Below are 26,114 nucleotides of genomic sequence, written 5' to 3' on the forward strand. Positions count from 1 at the left end.
CCGAGTGATTCTTACACGTGTGAACAAATGACTTACTATGGTCGATCTTCGGTTTTCGGATGTCGAACTCGCGGAACGGAGAGAGCATATCACGGGGTTCATCGAGGAGACGGTTGCCGACGCGGGGGCCGACGGCGCGGTGCTGGGGCTGTCAGGAGGGATCGACAGCACGACGGTCGCACACCTCGCGGTGGAAGCGCTTGGCAACGATGGCCTCAAGGGGCTCGTGATGCCCGGAGAGGTCAGTCACGAAGCCAATATGAGCGATGCGGAACGGGTCGCCGAGATGCTCGACATCGAGTACGAGGTAATCGAGATCCAGCCGATTATCGACCAGCTCGTCGCGGGGTATCCCGAGGCCGAGGGCGACGACCTCGCGGTCGGTAACGCTCGCGCGCGGACTCGCGGCGTCCTGAACTATCTGGTCGGGAACCACGAGAACCGGCTCGTGCTGGGGACGGGCAACCGGAGCGAAGCACAGGTGGGTTACTACACGAAATACGGCGATGGAGCGGTGGACTGCCATCCGATCGGCAACCTATACAAGGTGCAGGTTCGCCAGCTAGCACGCGACCTCGGCGTTCCCGAGGATCTGGTCGACAAAACTCCGACGGCAGGTCTCTGGAGCGAGCAGACCGACGAAGAGGAGATGGGGATCGCGTACGACACGCTTGATCCGATCCTCGCACTGCACGTCGACGGTGCGCTTTCTGCCAGCGCCACTGCGGCAACCCTCGATGTCGATGTCAGTACTGTCGAAGAGGTACGAGGGATGTACGAACGGAGTGCACACAAGCGCTCGATGCCGCCCGCGCCGCCCGCCCTCGACTGAGCTGGCTTAGCTTCCGTCGTCGTTTCTTCGCTTGCGCTCTCTCACCAGTTCCGCGAAGGCGTCCGCCTCTCGACGTTCCTGCTCGGCCTTGCTCGCGGTGTCTCGAAGTCGCTCTTTGAGTACCGCGAGCGCCGCTGGATCGTTGCCAGCAATCTCGTGGGAAACCGCCTCAGGTTGCTCGACGATCCGCGAGACGAGTCCGATCCGGCGTGCTTCTTCGGCGGAGAGGTCGCGACCGCTCACCGAGAACTCCATCGCATCCCCGAGGCCGACGATCTCGGGCAGGCGGACGGTCCCTCCCCACGCTCCGAACAGGCCGAAGGTGACGCCTGGTTCGCCGAACGTGGCTGTGGGTGTTGCGACCCGGACGTCACACGCGAGCGCGAGTTCGACGCCGCCGCCGCGGGCCGCGCCGTCGATCCCGGCGACGACGATCGCATCTGCTGTCTCGATCGCCTGTGCGACCCGCTGGCCGCGTGCCGAAAAGTCCCGCGCCGCATCGGCATCCTCCAGCGCGTCGACCGCATCGAGATCGGCCCCCGCACAGAACGCCGTGCCCGCGCCGTGGAGGTACACCACCGGTTCATCGGCATCCGCGATTGCGGTTTCGAGCTGATCGAGACCATCTGGTGTCAACGCATTACGTCGGTCTGGGCGCGACAACGTCACTACCCGAACCCGCTCGTCGACGCGCTGCTCGATCATGTACTGAGTGTAGCCCTCCGTCCTGTAAGTTCTGCCGCAACGGCTGGCACCGAAGGGCACAAACTCCTTGTGGGTTCAGGAGACAGATCTGACAGTAATGGACGCGGACGCAACGGTACTCGACGACCTTTCCGGCTTCGAGTTCGAGGACGTGATGGTCGAGGTCTTCCGGAAGATGGGCTACCGGAACGTTCGGCAGGCCGAACGCATCGCCGACAAAGGGCGTGACATCCTGATGGAAGAACCGCGGGAGAACGGGCCACCGAGCGCGGTCGTCGTCGAGTGCAAACACACCGCGACCGTCGGTCGGCCGGTCGTCCAGAAACTCCACTCCGCGGTACAGACCTACGATCATCCGGGACCGAAGCGCGGGATGGTCGCGACGACCGGACGCTTTACCCGCCCGGCCGAGGAGTACGCGGCACGGGTTGGCCGTGAATCCGGGGCAGCCGAAATCGAACTGTTCGACGGCCAGCGGCTCCGCGAGGTCGGCGATGAGATCGGGATGGATCTCTACAGTGGCCGGATCGAAATCGTCTGTGAGGAGACGCTCGCGCCGCCGCGGGACCGGGAATCCGTCGCTAGCCAGCTCCGCGCTGCGGCGAGCAGTGTCGAGAACCTCGATCCGGAGCTTGTCGCCCCGTCGAAGATTACCCTCACCTTGCTTCCGATCGTGTATGCTGACACCCATGTAAACGCCGTATTCGAGACCTCCGTCGGCGTCATCCATCGCGTCGACGAGCGCGACCCCATCTCGATCCTCGCCGACCGCGACGGCCCACGACCGCTCGCGGGCGATGTCAGCCGACTCGTGGCTCGAAACGTCGACCGTACCGAACCCATTGCTCTCGACCGGTATCGAGAGCAGTTCGACGCCGTCGATACGGAACGGTTCGGCCGCACTGAAGCGGAGTACCGCGACTGGATTGCGGAACTGCAGTGCGACCGCTTCGAGACGACCGTTCGGTATACCGGCGACAACAATGTCACGTACACCAGGACCTGTCGCCCGACAGAGTCAGACGTCTCGATCCGATCGCTCCATCCAGTCTACGTTCCGGCGGTCGATGCACGGCTCGAACTCGGCGAGTATGCCTACCAGCACAGCTATCTCACGGCGGATCGTGACACAGTCGTCATGGACGGGGCGTTCGGCCACTGTGTCCATTGCGGTGGGGATGGACTGCTCACCTACTGTGAGAACTGCGGGAGTGTCAACTGCGACGACCACATCGAAACGGAACGACTGGACGGTGCTCCGGTCTGTACGGGCTGTGCCGTCACCGAATCGTTCCTGTTCAAGACGAAGTACTTCTACGACCGCGAGAACCTCGAACGGTTCCGCGCCGAGTACGACGCGATGCCGTTCTACCGCAAAGCAATGGAGAATCCCTTGCTCGCTGGGGCGGCCGCAATCATTGTCGGTCTACTCCTGTTTGGCCTGCTCGGTCTCGTCATCTGAGGCCGAGCCCGCATGCGATCTCTCGCAGCTACTCGCAGGCCGACTTTCCAAAGGTCTTTGCCCTTCCTCTCCCTAGTCCGGCGTGATGGATGAGGCCGTGCGGACTCGGCAGGCAGCACACGACGCAGTCGCGGATATCGAGCCGACTACCCTCCGCAAGCTTCTCGACGATCGTCTCGACGACGCCTCCATGGCCCCGGGAGCGCTCACCCTGTCCAGTGCACGGTCGATTGACGGCTCGGCGACAGCCGACTCCGTCGCCGAACGCGGTGCTGGCGTCCAGTTGATCTACGAGGGACTGCGCCTGACCCGGACGCTCGCCCAGGAACAGCCCTGGGCCACCCGCGACCCGCGCGATCACACCGAACCCAACCTCGAAATCCTCGCCGCCGACGTCCTCGTCTCACGGGGCTTTTATCTGCTCGCCCGGACCGAGGCCGCCGACAAGGCCGTCGAGACCGTCCGGGCGTTCGGCCGCGACCAGACGCTCCGCCGAAGCGCCGAAAGCGCCGACGCCGCCGCCTCGCTGGATCGCTCGCTCGAACGGAACGTCTTCGAGCTGGCAGTGATCGCGGGCGCGACCGCGGGCGATAGCCCATGGCCGACTGCGGAGGCAGGGCTGGTCCCGACGAGGCTCCTTGACCTCGCAAACGAACTTGGGGCGGCCGATACACCACTTCCCCCTGCAGCCGAGCTATTACCCAGCGATCTCGACACCATGCTTGGATCGCGCTCGTCCGATGGCACTGACGATCACGTCCAGCAGTCGGCGACCGATCACTGATTCGGGACGGCGTCCCGCGGTATCCGGGAATCGAAACGCATAAAGTCGGATCCCGATAATCGAAGGATGCACCCGTGCCTGGGTAGCTTAGCGGTAAAGCGCGTCCTTGGTAAGGACGAGAGCCCGGGTTCAAATCCCGGCCTAGGCTTTCTGCGAGGAACGAACGGTGATCAACAGAACGAGTGGTCACACGAGATGCCCTCGCTTCCGCCACTCGGCTCGGATTGTCACCGGTTGTGTCCGAGGAGTCCGGGTCGGCCGTCGATCCGCGTGACCGCAACAAAAATCTCACCTGCCGAAACGGATATATACACCAACCTTGTTACCCTGTCACAGTATGGGGGATCCGAACAAGTACACCGAGATGGTGCTCGACGGACGGGAGTACGAACTCATCCGGGCGCAACACGGACTCCTGAGCCGCTGGTCGATCGCCCAGAAAGTCCGTGGCTGTAGCTACCTGCTGTTTGCGGCGTCGGCGACCGTACCGATAATGGTGTTTCTTCCTCCAGCAGTTTCACAGACCTACTTTGGCGGGAACCCGGCCTTCTCTCCGGTGGCGTTTTCCGCACTGCTGTTGCTCAGTGTGGCGTGTCTCCTCGTCTCGGCTGGCGGTCTCGGTGTAGTCTCGGCGTATCGGTCGTCGCTCGGAGAGGTTTCGGAGAGTCAGGCGTGGTCGCTGGTCGGATTTGAGGATATCTTCTCCGGATTCGGATTCGTCACCGGCCTGCTCGGCGTCGTCGCGACGCTGGTGCTCGCGGGACTGGGCCATGCCGGTCTCGGGGCGATCGAAAGTCTGGGGGCCTCGGGGGTTCACCCGTACCACGACGAGTTCTTCCTCAGCATGACGGTACTGACCGCGGGCGGGGTCGCTTTCTGTACAGGGACGAACGTCTTCGTGGTGGGCACCTTCCTCGAACGGCTGGAGTGATGCGTTCGCCGGAGACCAAAACGGTATGTCGATTCGGCCACGGATAACGCACGAGTGACCCGAACCTACTCGCAGGAGCGTTATCTCGCGGCGAAACGGACGATCGACGACCGGTCGCTGAACCGGCACGTGCTGGAAGAACTGGAACCGATACTTGCGGATGCGTCCGAGGTCGTCGAGATCGGTGCTGGTATCGGTACGATGCTCCAGCGCCTCCTCGACTGGGGGCTGCTCCCTGACCGGCTTACGTACACGTTAGTCGATGTCGACGGGGCGTCGATCGCCGCCGCGAAAGAACGGCTCCCCGACTGGGCGGCGTCGGAAGGCTATACTGTCTCCCAAGACAGCGGAATTACTCTCCGTCGCAACGATCAGGAAATCAGGATTGAGACCGCGGTGATGGACGCTGCGGACTATCTTTCGACAGAGACACCGGATCTGGTTATCGGATCTGCGCTTCTCGACCTGCTGGATTCGGCGGAGGTCGACGAGCTATTCGACCGTCTCCCAGCGGGCTGTCACTGTTATTTTCCGATCACCTTCGACGGCGGGACGACGTTCCAGCCGACTGTCTTCCCGTCGTTCGACGATCACGTCGTCGAGCGATACCACGAGGATATGATCCGCCGCGAGAACCCGGGTGATCCACACGCTGGCCAGCACTTGCTCTCACGTGCGGCAAACGATCACACATTGATCGCCGCAGGGGCATCCGACTGGGTCGTCGCTCCCACCGAGAACGGATACCAGGCCGATGAAGCGTATTTCCTGCATCACATTGTCGATACGGTGGCCTCGGCTCTTGTTGACGATCCGGCGGTCGACGGCGACCGACTGGTGCGCTGGGAAGATCACCGACACGAGCAGATCCTTCGGGACGAACTCGTCTACGTCGCTCACCAGTTAGACGTCTTGCTCACCGTCTGATTGCTTGCCGAGGAACGCTCGAATATCGCTCATTGATTCGTCCCACGTCGGATGCTGTCTCGCTGTCACGAGAGCTCGTTTGCCTAGCTGGGCAAGTCTCCCGCGCTGGTCGTCGAGTTCCTGCAAGTGTGTGGTGATTCCAGCCTCGTCGCCTGGCTCTACCACGAACCCGTTGTGGCCATGCTCGACGAATTCGCCTGCGCCGCCGACGCTCCCGGCAATCGGGACGACGCCGTACTCCATCGCTTCCAGATAGACCATACCGAACGCCTCGTAGCGCGAGGGCACACAGCAGACGTGGCTCCGTTCGAGAATGGCCTCCAACCCGGGTGGTTCGATCTTTCCTGTGAACTCCACCCGATCGTCGATTCCGTACTCGCTGGCCGCCATGACGACTGACGCGGCGTAGTCGGGATCGGCGTCGTGGCTCCCGACGACGGTCAGTTCCCAGTCCCGCTCCGGGTGGCCGCGCGCGATGGCGGCCAGAAGCGTTTTGGGGTCCTTGCGGGGAACCACGTTCCCGAGGTAGACGACACGGAGCGGCCCGGTTACCGCTCGTTTCCTGACACGCTCCGGCGTGACCGCAGCTCCCTCGGTTCGCCCGGCCGGGGGCGCAACGAGAGTGGGCTTTCGGCCCAGTTCGGCCGCCAGCTCGCACGCACGGGTCCGGCTGAACTGGCTCGTACTGATCGCGGCGTCGACTGATTCGAGGTATCGCCGCTCAAACGGCCGAAACGTCGGGCCGAACCGTTCGGTCGGATCGTCCGATCGAAGATGGTGGATGAGCGTGACGATCGCTCCCGGCTTCTCAAGTTGGTGATTCTGTCGCCACAACGACGGATGGCAGAGCCCGTCCTGTACGAGCACGTCGACGGATCGGTCGAGTTTCGCCCGGATCGACGGGGAGACGCCGTCGACGAGTCCACGCGGATACGAGCGCCACGGAAGCGAGATCACGTCGACGGTGTCGCCCTGCTCCCGGAGATACGAGACGAGCTGTCGGTCGTACCGAAAGCCACCGGAAGTCGCGTTCAGATCCCCGTAGATCACCAGCCCGACGTGCATCGTCGTCTCGCTCACGCTCGTACTCAGAGCGTTCGCTCGTGGGTGACAGTCGCGATATCGTCTTCCTGTAGTCCGACTTCAAAACGCGTCGCCGTCTCGGGCTGCAGGCGTGCGAGCAGGCTATCGCCGAAGATCCGGGCGAAGTGTTCGGCGCTTGGATTTCGACCCTCGAACGCCGGTAACTCGTTGAGTGTCTCGTCGCGGAATTCCGCGACCGTCGCTTCCAGTGCCTCGATGACGGCGTCGATATCGACGAGGTAGCCGTACTCGTTTAGCTCCGGTCCCTCGAACGTCACCTCCACTGTGAAGTGATGCGAATGGAGGGCTCCTTCCGGTCCCGGATCGGGAACTGTCAGCCAGTGCTGAGCGACGAATGATCGGGTGGCGGATACAGTGTACATAACTGTCCCTTTGACTGCGTGTGCTTAAATTCGTGGCTCGCTGTCGTTACTGCGCTCCGTCGAGTCGCCCGGAGACCACCAGCCAGTCCCGCGTAAAGTTCACCAGAAATGGGACTAGCACGATCCACGCCAGCAGCCGTGAGAGTGACACGCCGGGGACCGGCAACAGCGCAAGGCAGATAACGACCATCGCGGCTCCTCCGAGTGCACGCCGGAGGTCGCTCGGGTCGAGATCGTACACGTTGCGGCCGCGTCGTCGACGGTACTTGATCCCGGCGACGAAGGCGTACCGAGCGACGCCGACGACGACGAAAATCACCGGGGCGACGCCGTACCGGACCGCGAGGACGGCCCCCACGAGGACAGTGAGCGAGTCGATCTCGACGTCGAGACGTTCCCCTCGTTTCGATTCGCAGTCCAACCAGCGGGCAATGGCCCCGTCGGCGGCGTCTACCGCGGCGGCGAGCGCGAACAGGATGCCGGGAACCCACGTGACCAGCCCGTCCGGTGAGGGTACGAACAAGAACCCGGTCAGCAGGACCAGTGCACCTCCTCTGGCGATCGTCACCCAGGTGGCAGCCGTGATCCGCTCCGGACCGACCTCGGTTCGAGCGAGCTGAAATGCTCGCCATGTCGTCGTTACCACGACGGCGAACCCGACGAGGGCCCCGAGTAGGTATGGATTCGGCGGGCCACTCTCCCACGCGAGTGCGAGTCCGCTCCCGCCGACGACCGCGAGAAGGGCCGTGGCTCCCGCGGCAGCCGTCCAGTGGTGACGACGGGCGGTCACGTCAGCCGATTGCTCTGCGGTCATCCCACTCCCTCCTCGACGAGATCTCGCAGGTCCGGGTGGTGGTGAGACTCCTCGTCGATACCGGTCTGTCCCTGTTCCCGTACCCGGTCGCGGACGCGCTGCCACTCCCTGTGGCGACGCTGCACGACCACGGGCACCGTCTCGATGTCGAGTAACTTCGCGATCGCGAGCCGGTGTTGTCCGTACGTCCGCCAGTAGATCGTTCCGTCCCGGCCGATATCGACGTTAATCTCGTCGGCCCGGACACCGACCGTCGCTCCGTGGTCTCTCAATTCGGCCTGCTCCCGGTAGCCTTCCCGTTTGATCGACTCATACACCCGCTCGATCTCGCGACAGCGCCGCTCGAAATCGTTGATCGATGTGTGCTCCCAGGCGTTACCGAACCGCTTCAGCTGCTCGACATAGGCGTCGTAGAGTGCCGTCTCCCTCCACGGACTGTCTTCGACGAACCGCTGTTCAAGTCCCCGGGGTACCTGCCGGTCGTCGAACGACTCACCCGCCCGGTCCCAGTCGCCGCCGACGACCCGCCCCCACTGTGGCCGTGCGGGTGCGGTCTCCAGCAGGCTCCGTTCGATCCGCCCCGGATCCACCTGCAGCAGTGCGAACGGATCGGCGTCGGTGTACCGCCGCGGCCCGAGACGCCGTCGTAGACGGTGATATCGGCGCAGTGCTGTGAGCGGAACGCGTCGGGTCGCTGGGGCCGTCACGCCCCGCCGTATCGCGACCACGAGCCGACCGCGCAGTTGCTTGCGGCGGGAGATCGATTCCCGTTTCACGACTCGCGTCGGTAGAGAACTACCAGCACGGCGATCAGGACGACCTGTGCGACTTTGTCGGCGATGTCCGCCGCGCCGAGTGCAGACACGCTGTCGGGCTGGTTGACCACGTACCACCCCACGATCTGTGACAGGGTAAACGGGATTCCAACGAGGTAGACGACCGTACGCCGGTAATCCAACAGTACAAGCACGACAGCACCGACGAAGCCACCCGTTGCGAGCAAAAAGAGTACGCCCATGTAGTGTGGGAAGAAGCCGACGCCGAGGACGAGGTGGACGAGCGCGCTCACGAGCGCCATCGCGATGCCAAGCCAGTGCAGCGGTGTCAGCGAGTCGAGTGCAAGTGATCGATCCATGATACTCATTGTCTATGGCTATGGCTGATACGACAAATCCCTTTGCATAGGGGAACCCCCTACTCGAACGAGACGTCGTCGAGTAGTTCACGGAGCCGCCGTTCCCCGTCTTCGGGATCGTAGCCCTCCTGTCTGAGGTGGGCGAGGGGGGCGACGTTCGGATTTAACTCCCAGTGACACCACACGTCAGTCGTTCCCTCCGGCGTCGGGAACAGCCGAACGTGAAGTTGCCAGCGCCCGAACGTCCCGCCGGGTCGATACGAGCAGCTGGCCACCTCGTACAGTACTTTCCCGTCCCGTTCGTATGCGTGGAGGTACGCCCGGATCATCTGGCTAAACCCACACTCTGCGAGCCGGTCGCGTGCCGTCGCAGGGGGGACATCCCAGACGCCGACGTACTCGCTTTCGGGCGGGGGAAGCACACGGAACGGCTTCGGGACGAGCCACCCTGGGAACTGCCTGGAGAGCCGCGCACCGACCACTCGCACCTGCCAGAGAGAAACGTAGGTAAGCGTGACCCACATGAGAACACCCCCAAACGCGGATAGTCCGGCGCGTACCAATAGATCTCGAAGCGATCGGCAGGAGTTCATTCAGTAGGTCAACACCACCTGTACCGCCGATTCCTCACGCTCGTCCAGCAGCTCGTAGGCCCGTCCGGCTTCCTCGAAGGGAATCTGATGACTGACGAGTGACCCCGCATCCATTCGCCCGAGCCACTCCAGCGCCGTGTCCATGCGTCGGTCGGTATCCCACCTGCCGCGCAGTTCGGGATCGATGGTACTCACCTGGCTGGAGACGAGTTCGATCCGATTGCGGTGGAACCGGCTTCCGAAGTCGATCCGGGCGCGTTTGGTCCCATACCAGGAGCCGACAACGACGCGACCGTCGTAGCTGACAACTCCGATGGCATCGTCGAGGGCGTCGGGCTGGCCAGACAGCTCGACTGCAACGTCGACCTCGCCTGCGTGCTCGCCGAGATGCTCCGGATGACAGCCGGTATCAGCTCCTAACTCCACGGCGAGTGCCCGACGGCTCTCGATCGGATCGACGGCGACCAGTCGGTCGAGGGGGAACTCCGAGAGGAGTCGCACCGTACACAGCCCGATGACGCCGGCACCAAATACGACGACCTGCTCGCCCAGACGTGGGTGAACATCGAGCGTCAGGTTCGTCGCGGTCTCGACGGTCGGTAACAGCGTCGCGTGCTCGGCCGAGAGTTCCTCGGGGACCTCGATCACGTCGTCCGGTCGGGCGCTGAACCGTGTCTGGTGTGGGTTGAACGCGAACACCCGTTTACCGACCCAGTCGCCCTCGACGTCTCGTCCCCTATCGACTACCTCGCCCACTGCAGCGTAGCCGTACTGCATCGGATACGAGAATTCACCACGGAGACTCTCGATGGTCTCGTCGACTGCCGTTTCGGGCGGCGTCTCGTTCCGGTAGACCAGCAGTTCGGTCCCTGCGCTCACCGCCGAGAACTCGGTCTCTATCAGTAGTTCGTCCGAGGCGGGGCCGTCGATCTCTATTGATCGGGTTTCGACGGTCCGTTCGTCGGTAAAATACAGCGCGCTCGCGTTCATCGATCGATAGTTGCCTGAGGGCTGAACCGCTCGATCCGTCGGCCCGTCTCCCGACATTCTTCGAGCGCCAGTTTCGCCCGATACCCTGCCTTATGTGGGGTTTCACCCTCGCCGACCCCCACTTGCAGGTCGATCCCGGTCGTTGCCTGCACGTGCTCTCTCGCCCCCTCGAACGCACCCTCGTCGAGTGACGGACAGAGTGCAATGATGTTGTCGCCGCCGACGAATCGGGCGATCCCCTCGTGCTCTTCGCGCAGGTACGACGCGAGCGAAACAGTCGCCCGCTGGATCGCAAGTGAGGTCTCCCCTGCGGCTTTCTGATCCGTAAACTCGCCGGTGACGTCGACCACGTCGAAATGAGCGACGGTCAGCGACCCGCGAGTGTCCCCGACTGCTCCGGCTGTCGCCAGTTGCTCGGTTCTGTCCGCGTCCTGTGCACTTCCTTCCGCCTGGAGCGCCTGCGAGGCGGCCCCCAGCGCCTCGGTCGGCGTCCGGCCGACGCCGATTCCGATGCTCACTGTCACCGGGAACTGGTTCCTGATCTGTTCCTGGAATCGCTCGTGGTCCGGTACGGTCATCCCGTCTGTGACGGCGATCATGTTGTCGAACCGGTCGAAGAAGGCGTAGCCGTCGTGGTTGCCGACGAAATCGGCGAGGGCCGCGTACAGCCGTGCCTGTAGTGCCTGCAGATCCGTCTCGCGACGCGGCGACGGCGTCACCGTCCACGGCCCGTAGTTGTCCAGCTGGACGAGTGAGATCTGGATCGACTCCCGTGTGCTAGTCACAGGACCACTCAGGATTCTCCTGTAATAATCGGTCGTGTTCCGGCAAGGGCTCTCGCGGAGTAGAGTGGCTGCTCTCCCCTGATCCGATAGTTGACTCTTGTGACCTGCCCTTCAACGACAGACGGATGTGTGTTCGGTCGAAGAGCCGCGCAATGACGGACAGGGGTGACGAGTCTCGGGTCCACTCGCTCGTCTCGATCGCTCGCGGAGCCTCCCTCTACACCGTCGGGAAAATCGTCTCCGACGCCGGTGAGTTTCTCGTCCACCTGCTCGTCTCGCGCTGGCTCGGGGCAGGCCTGTACGGATTGTTCGCGTACGGCAAGACGATCGCGTTTACGGCCTTGCTCCTGACGAACCTCGGCTCTGACACGTCCATTCTCAAGTATCTCCCCCAGTACGAGGATGAGCCCCAGAAGCGCCGCTTTCTCCTCGGGCTTGCGTGGCTCACCTCGTTTCTGGGCGCGCTCACAGTCTCGACGGTGCTGTTCGTCTTCGCTCCGACAGTCGCGGCGCTTACCCTCGACGAAGCGGGCTTCGTTGCCGTCTTGCGGCTGTTCGCAGGGATCCTGTTTCTGGATACGCTTGCGAACCTGCTGTACGCGACGTTTCGTGCAGTCGAGTTGATCGAGTACGAGGTGTTCGCCGATCGACTGGTAAAGCCCGTTCTGCGAATCGTCGCCGTCGGCGGTGCGCTTCTCGTCGGGGCGTCGGTCTACGGCCTCGTCGCGGCGATGGTCGCCGCGAGCATGGTGACGCTCGTCGTTGCAGGCTTCCTCTTTCTGACTCGGCTCGACGTCCGGCCAACGCTACGTGGCCCGCACGCGACTCGCGAGACTGTCAGGGAGTACTACAACTACTCGTTACCACTGACCGCCAAAGAGGCAGGGACGGTCATGCAAGGGCGGATCGATGTGCTGATCGTCGGTGTCTTTCTCTCGTCGACTGCGGTCGGCATTTACAACGTCTCCGTACTCGTCTCGAGTCTGCTGTACATCCCGTTGCTTGCGTTCAACCAGTTATTTCCGCCAGTTGCCGCACGGCTGTACACCAACGACGAGCGGGCCGATCTGGCGGCTATCTACGGCGCAACGACGCGCTGGATCTTCACGATCAGCCTTTTGCTTGGCATCCTTGCGATCGTCTTCCGCGTCGAGATTCTGACGCTGTTCGGCCCCGAGTTCACCGCCGGAACGCTCGTGCTGACGCTGTTTGTCATCGGTCAACTGTTCAACTGTGCCACCGGACCGAGCGGCTATCTGCTGATGATGACTGATCACCAGTACGTCGTAATGGCCAACGAGTGGGTGTTCGGAATCGCCAACGTCGTCCTCAACGTCGTTCTCATCCAGCAGTTTGGTTTCGTCGGGGCGGCAGTGGCCTCCGCCGGTGTGCTCGCAGTCCGTAATCTCACGAAGGTTGCCGAAGTGTGGTACTTCGAGCGGCTTCATCCGTACTCCCGATCATTCTTCAAACCACTGCTTGCGGGCGCGGTTGCGGCACCTGGAATGGGTTTCGTCGGCTGGCTGTTACCCCCCCTCCCAGCCATTGTCGTCGGCGCAGTGGTTGGCATCGCGCTGTATGCTGCCGTCTTGCTATCTTTCGGTATCGAACCGGTCGATCGCAGAGCCTACCAGGAGGTTGCTGGAGCACCGGGGTCACCCGATTGAGTGATGGGTTCTCGTGGCTGTGGGGGGTCGATACGGCTGCCAGCGATGATGGGATTGGTAGTTGCTCGTCAGTATTCGGGAGCCTTCGGTGACCAGTGGCCCCGTCGGGCGCTATTCGATCGTCCGGTTTCGGCTCTCGATATACGAGCTCAGTCTCCCGAGGTAGCGCCTGTAACTCCCTACTGCGTATCTGGTGGTGTAGCTTGCGTCGACGTGACGGTTGGCTAGCTTTGCATACTGACGGCGACAACTGCTCGGACAGGTCGACGGAGTATCGCTATCTTCAGAATTCTCAAAAAGTCTGCAGGAATAATCTCTACGCGATGTTGTGAACACTGACCTTCCTTCCGGGCGTTTTGCTGTAACTGTATCTATCGTTAATTGCTATTCCGTCTGTGTCGGTTTGTTACGCAGGTCTGACTGTAAGACTTCACTCAATTTGCTACTGCTTTATCTTCTAATCTATTCTATCGATCAGAAATAAATACAGTGGGGCTGATCTTACTCACTCTGTCGTCAGAATCCTGCAACAGTACACAACGATTTTATCGGTCCTCCTCTAATTCATCCAGTATGGACAAAGAGGTACGAAGAGAAACGGCCGCAGCGATCGAGGATTGCCGCGAGTCGTTGCCCACCCAGCTCGACGCCGAGTCCGTGGTGTTCGGCTTCGATGGCTTCGTCGACCGGGTTCGGCGAATGGTCGCCGAGCGACAGGACGAGGATACCTATGATTCCCTGACGACGCTCGAAGAACTCGGCGATCGGATCAGCACGTCCGCGGCCGCCGATAGCTCGCTGTCGATCGAGTGGCTCAACACGGCGACCCGCACCGGCGGTCATACCGCACACCTCTCGCGGGCGTACGGTCACCTCGGCTACGATCCGGTGATGATCGGCACCTACGGCAACCCTATCGAGGAGCCCTTCGCCGAGGAGTTCGACGAGTTCGAGATGGTCTCCTTTGGCGATCCGGGATACACGGACGCCTGCGAGTTCGACGACGGGAAACTGATGTTGATGGAGATCAACAAGACACGGGACCTCGACTGGGCCGAAATCGTCGAGCACACCGAGCCAGCGGAGCTCGCAAACCGCATTGACGGTGCTGCGCTGTTCGGAATGGGCTACTTTGCCGACATGCCGAGTTTTCCAGACATCGTAGCGGGGCTGCTCGAAGACGTCTGGCCGTTGCTCGATGACCCGCCGGAAACCGTCATGGTCGATCCGGGCGATGTCCGCAAGCTCAGCGAGGCCGAACTGCGCGAGGGAATGGATGTCATTACTCGTCTGGACGACGTTGCGACGCTGACCATCACCGCGAACAAGTTCGAGTCCACCGTCCTCGCCGAGACGCTCTCGGGCGGGGAGTACGACACGCTCGCCGAGGCGTCCGGCGCCGCCTACGAGGCACTCGGTGTGACACGATTCGTCGGGCACGGCGCACACGAGTCGGTCGTCGTTACTGCGGATGGGTCGAGCCGCGTTGCCGTTCCCCGCGTCGAGGAGCCCGAGATCACCACGAGTGCGGGCGATCATTTCAACGCAGGGCTCTCGCTCGGCCTCGTCAACGACGTTCCGGACCGTGCTGCGGTCGCGATCGGTAACGCCGTCGCCTCGTACTTCGTCGGGAGCGGCGATCAGCCGTCCTACGAGGAACTCCATGCATACTTCGACGAGTACGAAGCGTTCCTCGAAGCGTAACACTGCGCTTGGGGGAACGAGATACGATACTCAATCATGTTACCACGACAACGGCGACGGACGATAGTCGAACTCGTTTCCGCACACGACGGGTGCTCAGTGACGACACTGGCCAATGAACTCGACGTGTCCGAGGCGACGATCCGACGCGACCTCCAGACGCTCGAAGACGAGCAACTGATCGAGCGCTCCCACGGCGGGGCGCTCCCGGTTACCAGCGTGGGCAACGAGCAGGCGTTCGATCAAAAGGAGGTCCAGAATCTGGACGTCAAACGGACCATCGCCGATCACGCAATCGACGAACTGCAGGACGGACAGGTCGTATTCTTCGATACCGGGACGACGACGATGGAGGTCGCCAAACGCGCACCGACAGATGGCTCGATCGTGTCCGTCACTAACTCGCCGTTGCTCGCACTTGAACTCGGTGGCGGTGACAATGACGTCAAACTCACCGGCGGTCGGCTCCGACAGAGCACGCAGGCGCTTGTCGGCCCGTCCACCGAAGCGTTCATCGAACGGCTGCACTTCGATCTCCTCTACCTGGGGACGAACGCAATCGATCTCGAGACTGGGCTGACGACTCCTAATGAGGCCGAAGCACAGGCCAAACGCAGTATGATCGACAACTCGACGCGTGTCGTGCTGGTCGCGGACGCGACGAAGTTCGACGAGCGGAGCTTCGTCCGCTTTGCCGACTTCGAAGAGATCGATCTCGTCATCACTGATGAACGGCTCTCCGACCCGTACCGTGCCGCCTTCGACGACTCCAACACTAACTACATCGACGATATATGATCCTTACAGTCACACTCAACCCAGCGATCGACCACACGCTATCGCTCACGGAACCACTGGTCGACGGTGATGTCGCCCGGACCGGTGAGTACGAACTCAACTCCGGTGGCAAGGGCATCAACGTCTCCCAGTACCTGCGCCACCTCGGCGTCGAAACGACAACGACCGGGCTGCTCGGTGGGATGACCGGCGAGTTCATCCGCAACGAACTCGACGAGGACGGGATCACCCACGACTTCGTCGAGGTTTCCGAACGGACTCGTCTGAACACGACGATTTCGGCTCCGGATGCGGAGTACAAGATCAATCACCACGGCCCAACCGTCGACGAGTCAGCCATCGACGAGTTGATCGACGTGATTTCCCGCCACGAGCCTGCAGTCGTCGTGATCGGCGGCTCGCTCCCGCCGGGCCTCGACGTCGATGCGATCGACCGACTCGCAGAGGGTGGCCCCTGGGAAACCGTCGTCGACGTCGGCGGCGAGGCGCTCGCCGAACTCGACGCCCAGTACAGCCTCTGCAAACCGAACGAGGTCGAACTCGCAGCCGCTACCGGGATGCCCTGTGAGACGATCGCGGAGTGTCGTGAGGCCGCACAGGCACTTCGCAGGCAGGGGTTCGACCGTGTCGTCGCCTCGCTCGGCGCGATGGGGGCGCTGTACGTCGCCGAGGACACCGTTCTGTTCGCAGAATCGCTCGACGTCGATGTCGCCGATACGGTTGGCGCGGGCGACGCGTTGCTCTCGGGCGTCCTCGCTGCCTCGCACACGAGCGAGTCGCCCGAGCGCGTCCTCAGCTATGGCGTCGCAGTGTCGGCGCGACTCGTCGGTACCGTCGGAACGGCGGTCAACCACCTCGACGATGTCCCGGAGCTCGCCGATCAGGTCCGAATCGTCGAGGACCCGGACTGAACGTTTTTGTTGATCTCTAGGGGCTGATACCCATCTCGTCGAGAAGTACGAGTGCTGCCTCGTGGGATGACGACGGACCACGGGCCGTGATGAGGTCGCCGTCGACGGTAACTGACGTCTCAGCGTCGAGTTCGGCGTCCCAGTTGCCACCGGCAGCGTTCAGTTCATCCTCGACCCAGTAGGGAAGTTTCCGCCCGTCGGGTAGCAGTTCCTGCTCGGTGACGATCCCGTCCTCCCAGGCGTTCGGGAACCCGGTCACGTTCCGTCCGGAGACGAGGAATCCCCCATCGGAGTCCCGGGTAAAGGCGAGGATCCCGACCGCATGGCAGACGACAAGCGCCTTTGCATCCCCGTCCTCGACAGCCGTTCGGAGTGCGGCCCGGGCGTGGCGGTCCTGATTGATATCCCACACAGTGCCGTGACCCCCCGGAAACACGACCGCATCGTACGCGTCCGGGGTGACGTCCGCCAGGGCCTCTGGATTCCGCAGTCGCTCGTCGGTCTCGTGGACCTCGGCAACGTGTGTCGCCGTCTCCTCACCGACTTCGTCCGGATCGACAGATTGCTCGTCGATCACCGGCGGGCCCCCGCTTGGCGTTGCTACAGTAATTTCGACACCGGCGTCCGACAGTGTTGTCAGTGGCTCAATACATTCTTCGCCCCAGTACCCTTCTTCACTGACGATAAAGAGTGCGTTCGCCATCAGTAACATACTCGGGTCCAAGCACTGAAAAACCCACCATACTCACTGCCTGTCATGGCTGTGGCCTGGGAACACCCTCGCTGGCTGCCACGCCGCTGGACTGGCAACGCTCTCGCTGGCTGGCGACTCGATAAAAACGCGACAGCACCGAGTTCAATCGAATTTGCTGTTGCCTGCGCTCCCCGAGACCTCGGTCAGGTCGGCGTGAACGTCCGCGATGCGCTCGCGGATCTCCCGGCCGGTGACGCGGGGGTCGAAGTGGTCCTTGTTCGGCGACCAGTCGGTGTCGTTGAAGAAGGTATCACGCGAATCCGGGACGCCCTCCGGCGGGAAGATGGCGTCGCGGTGCTCGTCGTAGTAATCGAAGGCAGTCCGGGTGTACTCGTACTGGTACCGGGTGTCCTTGTTGACCTTGCAAATGCCGTGCTGGAGCATCTCCTGGAGCTGGTCGGGCTGGACGCCCGAGGAGCCGTGCAGGACGAGCGGCGTGTCCAGGCCGTGGTCGCGCAGCGCCTGACGGATATCGCCCGCGAGGTCGGGGCGAAGCTCCAGATCCTTTCCTTTGGCGACGCCGTGCTGCGTACCGACGGAGATCGCAAGCAGGTCACAGCCCGTCCGATCGACGAACTCGACGGCCTGCTCGGGATCGGTGTAGAACGCGTCCTCGACGGCGATCTCGTCCTCGACGCCTTTGATCTGGCCCAGTTCGGCCTCGATGAGGATGTCGGCGTCGTACTCGTCGACCATCTCGACGACCTTCTTGCTCTCGGCGACGTTCTCCTCGAACGGCTCGTGGGAGGCGTCGATCATCACCGAGGATGGAATGTCGGTCTCCATCTGGTACTCGATGAAGTCCATGTCGGTCTGGTGGTCCATATTGAGGAACACGCCGATATCGAACCCCTCGGCGAGCGCGTCGATGTAGCCACCGAGCGCTTTTAGGCCGGCTTTGGCGTCGCCGTTCCCGGCGAAGCGACAGGCTCCGGCAGAGGCCTGCAACAATAGATCCGAGTCGTTGCGTGCTGCCCCTTCCATCAGGCCGATCATCGTATTCGGCTCCGCGATGTTCGAGGCGATCAGGCCGAACCCTTCCTCCAGCGCGTCGTCGTACACGGTCGCGAGTTCACTGCCGTCGTAGAATGACATGGTAGTGGTCTACCCACCGTAAACGTTCCACGGCGCGGGTAATAATATATTCGAAACCGCGGTCTATCGGCGCGATGCACGTTCAATCGCCCGGAGAGCTTTTAGTGTGCACGATCAATCACCGCGCATGGAGTTCGGTATTCTCAGCACGGCAGGCATCGCCCGAAACTCGGTCGTTCCCGCGATCCGGGAGAGCGAAGCGACGGTCGGTGCGATCGCCTCCCGGGACGCCGACCGGGCGGCGTCGGTCGCGGACGACTTTTCGATTCCCCGGAGCTACGGATCCTACGACGCGCTACTCGACGATTCCGGGATCGATGCCGTCTATATCCCCCTTCCCAACGGCCTGCACGCCGAGTGGACGAAACGGGCGGCAGACGCCGGGCTCGATGTCCTCTGTGAGAAACCCCTCACCGTCGATGCCGCGGAGGCCCACGAGGTCGTCGATCACTGCGAACGACGCGACGTCACGCTCATGGAGGCGTTCATGTATCAGTTTCACCCAAGAACCGAACGCGCGATCGAACTGGCCGACGAGCGCCTCGATGATATCCGCTCTGTCTCGGCATCGTTCAAATTCCCGCTGGTCGACGCCCCTGACGATATCCGGCTGAATCCCGACCTCGCCGGGGGAAGCCTGATGGATGTCGGCGCGTACGCCGTCTCGGCTGCCCGGCAGTTTCTCGGCCAGCCGGGTCGCGTATATGCCCACATCCACGACTCCCGTGATTCGGGCGTCGACACGGAGGTCGCCGGAATCCTGGAGTACGATGACGGCTCTTCTGCCAGAGTCGCCTCGGGTTTTGATACCCAGACCGTTCAGCGATATCGGGTCGAAGCGGCGAACGGCTGGATCGAGGTCGAAAACGCGTTCAGCCCGCCATCGGACGATCCGGCCGAACTCGACTACATGATCGACGGCGTTCGTGGCACCGAGCGGTTCGAGCCGGTCGATCAGTACCGGCTGCAGATCGACCATTTCGTCGACTGCGTCGAGTCTAGAGCACAGCCCCGGACTGGCGGTACGGAGGCAATCGAGAATATGGCAGTTATCGACGCGCTGTACCGGAGCGCCGACAGTGGGGAACCCACCACAGTCGATACCCAACAATAACACAATGTCTGACCAACAATACCGCGACCACGGCTGGCTTGGCAACGAAATTGAACGTATCCTCGAGTTCTACTACCCCGACTGTCTCGACGACGTCCACGGTGGGTACGTCGCCCAGTTCGACGAAGCGACTGGAGAGCTCTACGACCACGACACGAAACATCTCGTGGCGACGGCCCGCTTCGTCACGAACTTCGCCGTCGCGGATCAGCTTGGCGGCCCGGAGTGGTGTCGTCCTGCGGCCGAGCGAGGCGTCGACTTCCTGCTCGACGTCCATCGTGACAGCGAGCACGGCGGTTTCCACTGGCTGCTCGATGGTACCGAGCCGGTCGACTCGCGTCGAGTCTGTTACGGTCATGCGTTCGTCCTGCTGGCGCTCTCGCGTGCCGCCGAGATCGGCATCGGTCGGGCCCAGTCGGAACTCGGTTCGGTTTCGGACCTCATTGACGAGCGGTTCTGGGAAGCGGACTACGGTCTCTGCGCGAGCGAATACGATCCGGAGTGGACGAGCGCAGACTCCTACCGGGGACAGAACGCAAACATGCATACCTGCGAGGCGATGATCGCGGCGTACGAGACCACCAACGAGACCCGATATCTCGATCGCGCGATAACGATTGCCGAGTCGCTCACTGTCGATCTCACCGCCGAGACGGACGGACTTATCTGGGAGCATTACACCGCCGACTGGGGGCACGATTTCGAGTATAACCGCGACGACCCGACACACACCTTCCGGCCCTGGGGGTATCAGCCGGGCCATCAGATCGAGTGGGCGAAACTGCTCGCCGTCCTCGACCGATACGCCGACGCGTCCTGGCTGCTCCCCCGTGCCGAGGAACTGTTCGACGCAGCGATCGAGTACGGCTGGGACGACGATCACGGGGGCTTTTATTACTCGTTCGACCTCGATGGCGAGCCGCTGGTCAACGACAAATACTCCTGGGAAGTCGCGGAGGGGATTGGCGCTGCTGCCGTCTTCACGGAGCGAACGGACGACGAGCAGTATCTGGACTGGTACAGCCGGTTCTGGACGTACGCAGACGAGCACCTGATCGCTCCTGTGAACCGTAACTGGTACACGAAAGTTACCGAAGACAACGAGCCGATGCCGACAACCGAGGGGGTTGCAGTCGAGCCGGGGTACCACCCGATCGGTGCATGTCTCGAAGGGATTCGATCGCTCTCGTAGCGCGCTGGTGAGCTATCCCCACATTTTATATTCAAAACCTGACTGTTCTGGCAATATATAGAAAATCTTATTTTTACAAATATGAAAAATGAGAATTCCGGCAGAATCGGCGTATTGAGGCTCTACTACCGGATATATGTCTACTCTGCTGACGAGCGATTAACTGATGGCGATAGCTCAACTTCTCAGAAGTACTTGAGTGGAGTTCTATTGGCAACTCTTGAATTTCCGCCCTACCAGTTACTATCTTGATATGATTGATTAATAGGATAAATTCATATTTTTTATTTTGCCGGCAAATCGTCCAGTATCTATCGTCCGAGAATCGGCCGACCGTCACGCCACCAGACCGCAACCGCAACGAGCACGATCAGCGCTTCCAGCCAGTACGTCGTGACGGTCACACCTCCGGCCTCGACGAGCACTTTCCGGCCCGTATACTCCGGCATCTCCGTGATCGGCCAGAGCAAATAGCCCAGTTCGTCGTACGCCCCAACCAGCAGCGGCCAGAACGCATCGGAAACCAGATGGGAGAGATAGCCGACCGTGAAGCCAACGCCGAGACGTGCTCGTCCCCTACGTCGTGTGACGAACCACACCAGCAGGATCGTCGGCACGGCCACGAGCAACGAGTGGCCGACCGACCGCCCGACATGTCCTGCCAGCAGGATTCGTAGCGGCTGGTCGATGAGATCAGGTAACAGCGCGCCGATAACGACCGCAACCGTCGGACCTGCGGTAGGTGCCTCACCATCGAGACGCCGATACGCGCTGTAACAGAGGTAGCCAAAGAACGGGTGCACCAGCGGCCACATACTGGACCGTTACCGATCCTGGTAGGTAAGCCTCGGGGTATGCCAATCACTTCCACCCTCCTTTGGCAAGGTTCTTAGGCGATGCGGCGCTACGCTCGTGCAATGGCGACAGCGGAGAACACCGAACTCGTCGACGCCTTCGAGCAGTTCTACCGCAACTACTACCGCGAGGAGATCGGCGAGCTCGCACAGAACTATCCCGGCGAGCAGCGCTCCCTGTATATCGATTGGGACGACCTCTACCGATACGATCCCGATCTCGCCGACGACTTTCTCTCACAGCCCGAACAGCTCCAGGAGTACGCCGAAGAGGCGCTGCGGATCTACGACCTCCCGGTCGACGTGAGCCTCGGGCGGGCACACGTCCGCCTGTACAACCTCCCGGAGACGACCGGAATCCGTGATATCCGCTCACGACACGTCGGGCAACTACTGTCGGTCTCCGGCATCGTCCGCAAGGCGACGGACGTCCGGCCGAAGATCGAGGAAGCGGCCTTCGAGTGCCAGCGGTGTGGCACGTTGAACTACATCCCCCAGTCTTCCGGCGACTTTCAGGAACCTCACGAGTGTCAGGGCTGTGAGCGACAGGGCCCCTTCAATGTCAACTTCGATCAGTCGGAGTTCGTCGACGCACAGAAACTCCGGGTGCAGGAGAGTCCCGAGGGGCTGCGGGGCGGTGAGACGCCCCAGGCCGTCGATCTCACAATAGAGGACGACATCACCGGCGAGGTGACGGCTGGCGATCACGTCACCGTCACCGGCATTCTCCATCTCCAGCAGCAGGGTAACCAGCAGGAAAAATCACCGATTTTCGATATCTACATGGACGGTATCACCGTCGAGATCGAGGACGAGCAGTTCGAGGACATGGAGATCACCGAAGAGGAAAAGGCCGAGATCATCGAACTCTCCCAGTCGCCCGACATCTACGAGAAGATGATCGGTTCGATGGCCCCCTCGATCTACGGCTACGACCAGGAGAAACTCGCTATCATCCTCCAGCTCTTTTCCGGTGTTACCAAACACCTCCCCGATGGCTCGCGGATCCGCGGGGACCTGCATATGCTGTTGATCGGAGATCCGGGGACGGGTAAATGTGTTAAAGGTGATACGTTAGTAACACTGGCCGACGGACGCGAACGCCCTATCAAAGAGATCGTCGAGGCGAATCTCACGGATCCATCTCCAGTCGACGATGGAGTGTATGACTCTCTCGATCAGGATGTGGTCTCTCTGGGTACTGATGGAACTACTGAACTCCGTACTGCGACGAAGGTGTGGAAACGGGAGGCTCCCGACCGGATGTGTCAGATCAGGACCGCAAGCGGGTACGAACTCGAAGTGACTCCGTCACATCCGTTGTTCGTCAGCCGCCCCCGCGGGTACGAAGCCCGTATCGCTGATGAGCTACAGGTGGGTGACTCAGTTGCCATCTCACCCGATCGTCCTGACAAACCGCTGGCTACAGACGGCGGGGCACTCTCTGGGCCGGATTTTGACTCTGTGCCGTCTGGCGAAGGTTGGCCCGTGGAGCGGGATCATATCGAGTCTATCAATGTCGTCGAACCGGAGTACGACTGGGTCTACGATCTAGAGGTCAAAGGGACGCATAGCTACCTCTCGAACAACGTCTTTTCACATAACTCCCAACTATTGCAATATGTTCGAGAAATTTCTCCTAGATCTGTATATACGTCCGGGAAGGGATCTAGCGCTGCCGGGCTTACTGCCGCAGCGGTACGCGATGATTTTGGAGACGGCCAGCAATGGACGCTAGAGGCTGGCGCGATGGTGTTGGCAGATAAAGGCGTCGCAGCAGTCGACGAACTCGATAAGATGGATGCCGGAGATCGGTCGGCAATGCATGAGGGGCTAGAGCAGCAGTCCTACCACCCTGACACCGAAGTCCTGCTTGCGGACGGTCGACGCGTCGAAATCGGCGAGTTCGTCGACGAGCGGATTGAGGACGACGAGACCGAGGTGATTGATGGCGTTGATTGCGAGATCGCACCGGTCGAGGGCGTCAGGATCCACTCGACGGATCTCGACGCCAACGAGACGACCAAGACGTCGGTCGATCGGGTGAGCCGACACGAGGCTCCGGAGGAGTTCGTCCGCGTGACGTTCTCGAACGGTCGTGATGTCCTCGTGACGCCGGAGCACCCGATGTTCGTCGAGGAGGGGGGGACAATCGACACTGTCGAGGCCAGCAGTATCGAGGTGGGCCAGTACGTGCCAGCACCCCGTAAGCTACCCAACTCCTCGGCTGGCGTTTCTCTCGACGAGGAGGTGCATATCGGCAAAGAAAAAGACGTAACGCTCCCAGAGGAACTCTCCCCGGATCTGGCGGAGATTCTGGGACTGCTCACCGCAGAGGGCCACAGTTATGCGGGGTCGTCTCACGAGATCGGGTTCTCGAACCAGGATCCGCGACTGCTCGATAGGATCGATGTACTGATGCGAGACGTCTTTGAGATGGAGAGTACGGATACCGTTTCCACTGACGGAACAACCACAAAGCGGTGGGTATCGACGAAGCTCTACCGCTGGTTCGACCGGAACTTTGCAGGCGTGATGGAAACTGCGCGGGACAAGCGGATCCCGAGTGCTGTCCTCGGAGGGTCCGAAGAAGAAATCCGACGGTTCCTCGTCGGTGCGTTCGCGGGCGACGGCGGTGTCGAGAGCGAGGCGATGTCCTTTTCAACGGCATCGACAGGCCTCGCCGAAGATTATGCGGACGCGCTCTCCAAGATCGGTGTGGCTACCCGGATTCACCACGATATCGCCCAGGACTCCTGGAAGACGTACGTGATGGGCGATTCGACTGGGTCGTTCGTCGAACAGATCGTCGACCCGACCGACGACCGGTACGATGATGCACGGGCGTTTGCCGAGCGCAGCACTGATACGCGACGCCATCACGATGTCTTACCGCCGAGCGCGGCAGAAGAGATCCGAACACTGCGAACACTGCTGGGTATTGGTCTGACCGGACAGTTCTATCCGAACGTCGACGAGGGGTTCGGCGTTCAGATCGAAACTGTCGAAGCGGAGGTGGCAACGCTCCACGAGCGAATTGATGCGGTTCGGGCGTCCCTCGAAGACTGCGAGTCGGTATCGGAGATCCGAGCGGCGGTCGACTGGTCCTGTCGGCAGCTGGCCGAACGGATCGACGGCGAAACGACGAGTTCCATCTCCTACGCCGAGGACGGCGGCTATAATTCCGAACGCCGCACTCTGATCGCCGAGCGTGCAGCGGCTGCCGTTCGGGACGCGCTAGCCGAGGCTGAAGGTCGACTCGACACGCTCTCAGAAAAGACCGAACTGCGATATTACGAGGTGACGAACGTCGAAACGGTCCCGAACGAGGGTGATCACCAGTGTGAGTGGGTCTATGACGTGACAGTTGAACCGACCAACACGTTCGTGAGCCAGGGCGTTATCCTTCACAATTCGATCAGTATCAGCAAGGCAGGAATCAACGCCACCCTCAAATCCCGCTGTTCGCTTCTGGGCGCGGCAAACCCCAAGTACGGCCGCTTCGATCAGTACGAGTCGATCGGCGAGCAGATCGATCTCGAACCGGCGCTGATCTCGCGATTCGACCTGATCTTCACGGTCACCGATCAGCCGGACGAGGAAGAGGACTCCCGGCTGGCCGAACACATCTTGCAGACGAACTTTGCGGGGGAGTTGAACACCCAGCGCGAGGAGCTGAGCGCGCCAAACGTCACCCGCGAGCAGGTCGAGAGCCAGACCGAGGAAGTCGAACCCGTGATCGACGCTGAGTTGCTTCGCAAGTACGTCGCACACGCGAAATCGAACGTCTATCCGACGATGAGCGAGGAGGCCAAGGAGGCGATCCGGGACTTCTACGTCGACTTGCGTTCGAAAGGGACCGACGAGGATGCTCCCGTTCCGGTCACCGCCCGAAAGCTGGAGGCACTGGTCCGGCTTGCGGAGGCGAGCGCGCGGGTCCGCCTCGCCGACACCGTCGAGATCGAGGACGCCGAGCGCGTCATCGAGATCGTTCGCTCGTGTCTCCAGGATATCGGCGTCGATCCCGAGACGGGTCAGTACGACGCTGACGTCGTCGAGACGGGGACCAGCAAGTCCCAGCGCGACCGGATCAAGAACATCAAGCAGTTGATCGCAGATATCGAGACGGAGTACGATGAAGGCGCGCCCGTTGATGTGGTGCTCGATCGGGCCGACGAGATCGGGATGGATCAAACGAAGGCCGAACAGGAAATAGAGAAGCTCAAAACACAAGGTGAGTTGTATTCGCCCAGCACCGATCACGTACGGACTACATAATGGACCGAATTTCTGCGATCAGGAACGTCGAGGACGCGCTGGCAGCGTTCGAGGACGGTACGGTCGATCTTACAACGACTGAGGAGCGCGTACTGGCGGCCGTTCGGACCTACGCAACGGACTACGAGGGCGAGGCCACTGCGGCATATCGAGTCCAGCCGATCAGCCGCCAAGAGCCGGTCGTCGTGGTTGCGGCGTCGCCCGACGAGGCGGTCGAACGGGCAACGTCCATTCTGGGGGAGAACGTCGTCGCCGAGTCCGTCGAACGTATATAACCCGGTCCAGTTCATTAATTTTATTATATCTTGAGTGTAACATCCTGC

The 26,114-nt window shown here is 61.6% G+C and carries 25 protein-coding genes and 1 tRNA gene; 14 read left to right on the forward strand and 12 right to left on the reverse strand.

Annotated elements, in window-relative coordinates; genetic code table 11:
* Nucleotides 1-37 precede the first annotated feature (37 nt).
* A complete protein-coding gene (locus AArcS_RS00190; RefSeq protein WP_238478418.1) occupies nucleotides 38-832 on the forward strand; it encodes an NAD+ synthase in 795 nt (264 codons plus the stop codon).
* Between the two features lie 6 nt (nucleotides 833-838).
* On the opposite strand, the gene AArcS_RS00195 is transcribed toward AArcS_RS00190, so the two are convergent.
* Nucleotides 839-1,537 (reverse strand): enoyl-CoA hydratase/isomerase family protein, encoded by a 699-nt coding sequence (locus AArcS_RS00195; protein ID WP_238478419.1) that lies wholly within the window; start codon nucleotides 1,535-1,537, stop codon nucleotides 839-841.
* Between the two features lie 97 nt (nucleotides 1,538-1,634).
* On the opposite strand from AArcS_RS00195, the gene AArcS_RS00200 reads away from it, so the two are divergent.
* The 5 genes from AArcS_RS00200 to AArcS_RS00220 all read left to right on the forward strand — a co-directional run bounded on the left by AArcS_RS00200 (nucleotide 1,635) and on the right by AArcS_RS00220 (nucleotide 5,641).
* Nucleotides 1,635-2,999: a restriction endonuclease gene (locus AArcS_RS00200; protein WP_238478420.1), complete on the forward strand. Its 1,365-nt coding sequence runs from the start codon at nucleotides 1,635-1,637 to the stop codon at nucleotides 2,997-2,999.
* A gap of 85 nt (nucleotides 3,000-3,084) precedes the next feature.
* Complete coding sequence (locus AArcS_RS00205) at nucleotides 3,085-3,783, forward strand: DUF7114 family protein (RefSeq protein WP_238478421.1); 699 nt, start codon at nucleotides 3,085-3,087, stop codon at nucleotides 3,781-3,783.
* Between the two features lie 76 nt (nucleotides 3,784-3,859).
* Nucleotides 3,860-3,931 (forward strand) — tRNA-Thr (locus AArcS_RS00210).
* 189 nt (nucleotides 3,932-4,120) lie between these two features.
* Nucleotides 4,121-4,714, forward strand: coding sequence for a hypothetical protein (locus AArcS_RS00215; protein ID WP_238478422.1), 594 nt, complete (start codon nucleotides 4,121-4,123; stop codon nucleotides 4,712-4,714).
* Between the two features lie 54 nt (nucleotides 4,715-4,768).
* Nucleotides 4,769-5,641: a class I SAM-dependent methyltransferase gene (locus AArcS_RS00220; protein ID WP_238478423.1), complete on the forward strand. Its 873-nt coding sequence runs from the start codon at nucleotides 4,769-4,771 to the stop codon at nucleotides 5,639-5,641.
* On the opposite strand, the gene AArcS_RS00225 is transcribed toward AArcS_RS00220, so the two are convergent.
* The 8 genes from AArcS_RS00225 to AArcS_RS00260 all read right to left on the reverse strand — a co-directional run bounded on the left by AArcS_RS00225 (nucleotide 5,618) and on the right by AArcS_RS00260 (nucleotide 11,397).
* Nucleotides 5,618-6,721, reverse strand: coding sequence for a glycosyltransferase family 4 protein (locus AArcS_RS00225; RefSeq protein WP_238478424.1), 1,104 nt, complete (start codon nucleotides 6,719-6,721; stop codon nucleotides 5,618-5,620). The genes AArcS_RS00220 and AArcS_RS00225 overlap by 24 nt on opposite strands.
* 8 nt (nucleotides 6,722-6,729) lie before the next feature.
* Complete coding sequence (locus AArcS_RS00230) at nucleotides 6,730-7,107, reverse strand: 6-pyruvoyl trahydropterin synthase family protein (RefSeq protein WP_238478425.1); 378 nt, start codon at nucleotides 7,105-7,107, stop codon at nucleotides 6,730-6,732.
* A 46-nt stretch (nucleotides 7,108-7,153) separates the two neighbouring features.
* Complete coding sequence (locus AArcS_RS00235) at nucleotides 7,154-7,921, reverse strand: CDP-alcohol phosphatidyltransferase family protein (protein WP_238478426.1); 768 nt, start codon at nucleotides 7,919-7,921, stop codon at nucleotides 7,154-7,156.
* Nucleotides 7,918-8,697 (reverse strand): hypothetical protein, encoded by a 780-nt coding sequence (locus AArcS_RS00240; protein ID WP_238478427.1) that lies wholly within the window; start codon nucleotides 8,695-8,697, stop codon nucleotides 7,918-7,920. Before AArcS_RS00240 ends, AArcS_RS00235 begins: the two co-directional genes overlap by 4 nt.
* On the reverse strand, nucleotides 8,694-9,056 hold the full coding sequence (locus tag AArcS_RS00245) for a DUF7475 family protein (RefSeq protein ID WP_375139665.1): 363 nt from the start codon (nucleotides 9,054-9,056) through the stop codon (nucleotides 8,694-8,696). The genes AArcS_RS00240 and AArcS_RS00245 overlap by 4 nt, the downstream gene beginning before the upstream one ends.
* A 59-nt stretch (nucleotides 9,057-9,115) precedes the next feature.
* Nucleotides 9,116-9,580: a hypothetical protein gene (locus tag AArcS_RS00250; protein WP_238478429.1), complete on the reverse strand. Its 465-nt coding sequence runs from the start codon at nucleotides 9,578-9,580 to the stop codon at nucleotides 9,116-9,118.
* 69 nt (nucleotides 9,581-9,649) lie between these two features.
* Entirely contained in the window at nucleotides 9,650-10,639 is a 990-nt protein-coding gene (locus tag AArcS_RS00255) for a zinc-dependent alcohol dehydrogenase (protein ID WP_375139666.1), read from the reverse strand.
* Nucleotides 10,636-11,397, reverse strand: coding sequence for a GTP cyclohydrolase IIa (locus tag AArcS_RS00260; RefSeq protein ID WP_238480026.1), 762 nt, complete (start codon nucleotides 11,395-11,397; stop codon nucleotides 10,636-10,638). Before AArcS_RS00260 ends, AArcS_RS00255 begins: the two co-directional genes overlap by 4 nt.
* Before the next feature lie 179 nt (nucleotides 11,398-11,576).
* Between AArcS_RS00260 and AArcS_RS00265 the strand changes: the two genes are divergently transcribed.
* From AArcS_RS00265 to pfkB, 4 genes are all read left to right on the forward strand, one after another.
* Nucleotides 11,577-13,091: an oligosaccharide flippase family protein gene (locus AArcS_RS00265; RefSeq protein ID WP_238478431.1), complete on the forward strand. Its 1,515-nt coding sequence runs from the start codon at nucleotides 11,577-11,579 to the stop codon at nucleotides 13,089-13,091.
* A 573-nt stretch (nucleotides 13,092-13,664) separates the two neighbouring features.
* Nucleotides 13,665-14,795: a PfkB family carbohydrate kinase gene (locus tag AArcS_RS00270; protein WP_238478432.1), complete on the forward strand. Its 1,131-nt coding sequence runs from the start codon at nucleotides 13,665-13,667 to the stop codon at nucleotides 14,793-14,795.
* A 36-nt stretch (nucleotides 14,796-14,831) separates the two neighbouring features.
* Nucleotides 14,832-15,593, forward strand: coding sequence for an HTH-type transcriptional regulator GlpR (gene glpR, locus AArcS_RS00275; protein WP_310736978.1), 762 nt, complete (start codon nucleotides 14,832-14,834; stop codon nucleotides 15,591-15,593).
* Nucleotides 15,590-16,504: a 1-phosphofructokinase gene (pfkB, locus tag AArcS_RS00280; protein WP_238478433.1), complete on the forward strand. Its 915-nt coding sequence runs from the start codon at nucleotides 15,590-15,592 to the stop codon at nucleotides 16,502-16,504. The genes glpR and pfkB overlap by 4 nt, the downstream gene beginning before the upstream one ends.
* 16 nt (nucleotides 16,505-16,520) lie before the next feature.
* Here the strand turns inward: pfkB and AArcS_RS00285 are convergent, their stop codons facing one another.
* Together AArcS_RS00285 and fba are read right to left on the reverse strand one after the other, a co-directional pair.
* A complete protein-coding gene (locus tag AArcS_RS00285) occupies nucleotides 16,521-17,207 on the reverse strand; it encodes a type 1 glutamine amidotransferase domain-containing protein (protein WP_238478434.1) in 687 nt (228 codons plus the stop codon).
* A gap of 153 nt (nucleotides 17,208-17,360) precedes the next feature.
* The gene (gene fba, locus AArcS_RS00290; RefSeq protein WP_238478435.1) at nucleotides 17,361-18,353 is read right to left on the reverse strand and encodes a class II fructose-bisphosphate aldolase; all 993 of its coding nucleotides are present in this window, start codon (nucleotides 18,351-18,353) and stop codon (nucleotides 17,361-17,363) included.
* Between the two features lie 127 nt (nucleotides 18,354-18,480).
* On the opposite strand from fba, the gene AArcS_RS00295 reads away from it, so the two are divergent.
* Nucleotides 18,481-19,467, forward strand: a complete 987-nt coding sequence (locus AArcS_RS00295) for a Gfo/Idh/MocA family protein (protein WP_238480027.1) — start codon at nucleotides 18,481-18,483, stop codon at nucleotides 19,465-19,467.
* A gap of 4 nt (nucleotides 19,468-19,471) precedes the next feature.
* On the forward strand, nucleotides 19,472-20,659 hold the full coding sequence (locus tag AArcS_RS00300; RefSeq protein WP_238478436.1) for an AGE family epimerase/isomerase: 1,188 nt from the start codon (nucleotides 19,472-19,474) through the stop codon (nucleotides 20,657-20,659).
* Between the two features lie 311 nt (nucleotides 20,660-20,970).
* Here the strand turns inward: AArcS_RS00300 and AArcS_RS00305 are convergent, their stop codons facing one another.
* Nucleotides 20,971-21,474 carry a metal-dependent hydrolase gene (locus tag AArcS_RS00305; RefSeq protein ID WP_238478437.1) on the reverse strand — a complete coding sequence of 168 codons (504 nt, stop codon included), beginning with the start codon at nucleotides 21,472-21,474 and terminating at the stop codon, nucleotides 20,971-20,973.
* 102 nt (nucleotides 21,475-21,576) lie between these two features.
* Between AArcS_RS00305 and AArcS_RS00310 the strand changes: the two genes are divergently transcribed.
* A complete protein-coding gene (locus tag AArcS_RS00310; RefSeq protein WP_238478438.1) occupies nucleotides 21,577-25,791 on the forward strand; it encodes an LAGLIDADG family homing endonuclease in 4,215 nt (1,404 codons plus the stop codon).
* Nucleotides 25,791-26,066: a DUF7854 family protein gene (locus AArcS_RS00315; protein ID WP_238478439.1), complete on the forward strand. Its 276-nt coding sequence runs from the start codon at nucleotides 25,791-25,793 to the stop codon at nucleotides 26,064-26,066. The genes AArcS_RS00310 and AArcS_RS00315 overlap by 1 nt, the downstream gene beginning before the upstream one ends.
* Nucleotides 26,067-26,114: the final 48 nt, after the last annotated feature.

It is taken from the genome of Natranaeroarchaeum sulfidigenes, from assembly GCF_017094485.1.
Classification (GTDB): Archaea; Halobacteriota; Halobacteria; order Halobacteriales; family Natronoarchaeaceae; genus Natranaeroarchaeum; species Natranaeroarchaeum sulfidigenes.